At 31.0% G+C, this 3,177-nt stretch carries 5 protein-coding genes; 4 read left to right on the plus strand and 1 reads right to left on the minus strand.

Translation table 11 applies throughout. The features are described from left to right. Positions 1–124: 124 nt before the first annotated feature. Positions 125–592, minus strand: coding sequence for a hypothetical protein (locus ACIQ2X_RS14990; protein WP_396179766.1), 468 nt, complete (start codon positions 590–592; stop codon positions 125–127). A gap of 247 nt (positions 593–839) precedes the next feature. On the opposite strand from ACIQ2X_RS14990, the gene ACIQ2X_RS14995 reads away from it, so the two are divergent. From ACIQ2X_RS14995 to ACIQ2X_RS15010, 4 genes are all read left to right on the plus strand, one after another. Further along, complete coding sequence (locus ACIQ2X_RS14995) at positions 840–1,727, plus strand: T9SS type A sorting domain-containing protein (RefSeq protein WP_396179767.1); 888 nt, start codon at positions 840–842, stop codon at positions 1,725–1,727. Between the two features lie 346 nt (positions 1,728–2,073). After that, positions 2,074–2,460 (plus strand): hypothetical protein, encoded by a 387-nt coding sequence (locus ACIQ2X_RS15000; RefSeq protein WP_396179768.1) that lies wholly within the window; start codon positions 2,074–2,076, stop codon positions 2,458–2,460. A gap of 47 nt (positions 2,461–2,507) precedes the next feature. Next, on the plus strand, positions 2,508–2,663 hold the full coding sequence (locus ACIQ2X_RS15005) for a hypothetical protein (protein WP_396179769.1): 156 nt from the start codon (positions 2,508–2,510) through the stop codon (positions 2,661–2,663). 28 nt (positions 2,664–2,691) lie between these two features. After that, the gene (locus tag ACIQ2X_RS15010; protein ID WP_396179770.1) at positions 2,692–2,979 is read left to right on the plus strand and encodes a hypothetical protein; all 288 of its coding nucleotides are present in this window, start codon (positions 2,692–2,694) and stop codon (positions 2,977–2,979) included. The last annotated feature ends 198 nt before the right edge of the window (positions 2,980–3,177 follow it).

Consider the following 3,177-nt stretch of genomic DNA (forward strand, 5'->3'; position numbering starts at 1 on the left):
TATGTTGCATGTTTAAAAATACGATTTTTGTATTTTGTATGCAAGTTTTTTAGTTATATTTGTTAATAAGATTACTTCGTCAGTTCGCTATCGCTCGGGTGTGAGGTTTTTTCACAGTCTGACGTTATAAGCCATTTTGCGAAACCGAAGAGAACTCGGTTAAAAGTTCAACAGCATCATTCAAATGTTTATATCCGAATTTAGTTATTACTTTATTTCTGAATAAATCCATTTGTGTAAATTCAGTCCCTTGTGCATAAAGATGGAAATTTATAGGATAAAATTCTTGGTCATCACAATCGTTTTCATCAAGATACCCACCAAATGTTTCACATAAGTATCTTGCTATTTCAACTGAATTACCCCACATTCCTAAGCTACACCATATTCCACCTATACCGTTATCTCGTTCACAGCAATTTGTAAAAGAAACAGCCAATTTCCTTTGGTCTTCTCCGTCTTTAAAAGTCAAATACATAAAGTCAGAAGCAGTTGCTCTAACTTCAACATCTGTATATTTTTCAGATATTGCTTTTTCTATTTGTTCAATTGTAACTCCTTTGCGTAAAATCGCTGTTGTATCTACTCCCATTGTTTTTAAATTAAATTGTTAAGCCAAACACGAATAAAAACGGCTTATAACAGCGGTTTGGCAAAATACCGCCACAAGCCTTTGTACTAAATTTCAACATTCTGCAAGGCGGTACTTCGCCAAGCCGTCGAACGTTGGCAGAAAGTTTTTGCGAGACGTTAAAAATTGAAACATAATATTAAAATTACCAAAAATCGGAAAAACAGAAACAGCGACTAAAAAAATAAACTAATCTAAAATCAACTTTATGAAGAAAAATTATTTATTAATTTTATGTTTAAGCTCATTAATAAGTTATTCACAACAAGTAGTTAAAAAAGTTACAACTACTCAAGTTAGTATTCTAGCACTTGCAAATGGTACGACTTTATCAAATACTTGTGGCTCAAATAATATTGATGTTGGAAATTCCGATAATTGGGGAAATGTTACAATATACACAAATACTAATACAATTGTTAGTAAAACAGAAACAGTAGCAGTTTTAACAACTTTACCTAATGAAGTTGTTGGAAATTCCATATTTATTTTTGACACAAGTGCTCAAAGTAAAACAGTTTACACACTGCCAAATCCTGATGCATTATTGAGTTTTTTTGCAAAACGTGGAAGAGGCGACTGTGACGGAGATTTAGGAATTGAAAGTATTATTACAATTTGGGATTTACCCTTAACACAAACTGATGGTTCAGCAATCATTAATGGTACTAAACTTCGTTTTACATCACCATCTTTAATAGATTTATCAACAGGCGGTGGCTTACTTTCTACAAAGGATTTGTGGTTTGAATGGCAAAATAATAATTGGATTTCTTTGAATATAAGACCTGATGGTAGCATTACTCCTACGATTATAGATTGGGGTTCATTTTTAAGTACTTTGATATCTGAAGAAAATAACTCCTTAATTATATATCCAAATCCAACAAGCAATTTTGTATTAATTCAAAATTCAAACTTTAGCACAGAAAAATATGAATTCAAGATTTTGGATTTAAGTGGTCGAATTGTAAAAAGTGGCAAAACAAAAATTAATACAGAAATATTGGTTGATGATTTAGTAAGTGGAAATTATATAATCAAAATTGAAAATGAAAATGGAGAAATATTATACAAAAAAATAATAAAAAAATAGAAGATGGAAAATTTGAAAGAAATAATTTATCAGAGTATTTTAGCAAATGGTAAACCACAACAACACTATTGTAAACATTGTGGAGCTACACACGGTGGTTTATATAGTGCCTATGTCTGCGCTAATTGTTGGAAAAAAGGATTACGATAACATATTAAACCTTCTGCCAACACACGTTTTGCGAGATTGCGAATTATGTGGTAAATTCACGATTATCTTTCGCAAGAACTTTAGTAGTAACAGAAAATACTCGGTTACGAAGCTCGCAACCTCGCAAAGCGCGGGAACGTTACAAGCAAGTGTGAAGAACAGACCGCAAATGTAGAACACGGAAAAAATGAATAAAATGAATTTTGTTTGTAAAGAAATGTCAATTAGTGACGAAGAATTCGGTTGTACTGTGACATTCTCCGAGAAGGAAGAAGACAACGATTTCGAAATCCAAAAGACCGTTGACGAAATAATGAATTCATTAGGACAATATGTAATGCTTCAAAGAACATATGCAGAAAACGAATTTGATGACGACTATTATTATTTTGAGACAAACCAACTTGACAAATCAGATGAATTAGATGACTTTGAAATTAATTTAACAGAAAAAAACTTTATTCTGACAATTGAAAATCATAAATATGAAATTCAAATTGAACCTAACGAACAAGAATGGAACGAACTGAAAGAAGCACTTAAAAAGCTAACTGAACATAAAGGACGACTTAACATTAAATAAAAACAACTTGAAATTGATAAATAAGAGTGTAATAAAAACCGAGAACAATGACGTTAAATAACAGAACACCAGCTTGTAACAGCACCTACCCAAAAGGCGGGGTTTCGTGTTCCAAAGACAGTTTTGTGGTTAATCAAACATTAGTTTTTCAAATCAAGTTTTGTGGTAAAAGTCCCGCCCTTCGGGTAGCTGCAAAACGTTAGCAGATATTTTACCTAAAAAGACGTGTAAGTGAAAAAAGAAATCATATTTAAAATAGATAATAATACACAACCAAGTGATGTAATATCAAAACTTGATTATTCTGAATATGAAAAAGACATCATACTAACTTATACTTGCGGAGATTTTTTAAAAGGGGAATTATTTACAATAATCAATGCCTATATAAAGCTTTTAGAAATAGAAAAAATACCTTTTACATTTAAGCTATCAGATGATAATTGTGATAGTATAAACTATATAGCAAGAACACAGCCGTCCGAAAGTTTTTCAAAATCGATAAAAACTTCTTGTTAGCCCAATGTTTTAGTGAACAAACTTGTTTGTAAAGCCGAAATATCTTTTTCAAAAAGTGTTTTTATATTTTGTTTTATGTATATCCGTAATTGCTCATATTTTTGTATATTTGTTTGATAGATAAATTATTGGGTATGAATATTTTTAGTTTTGGAGTCGAATTTAGTAGTGAAGCCAATTGTATTGCGCATTTTAAAG

The organism is Flavobacterium sp. (assembly GCF_044368625.1).
In the GTDB taxonomy this organism is placed as follows: domain Bacteria; phylum Bacteroidota; class Bacteroidia; order Flavobacteriales; family Flavobacteriaceae; genus Flavobacterium.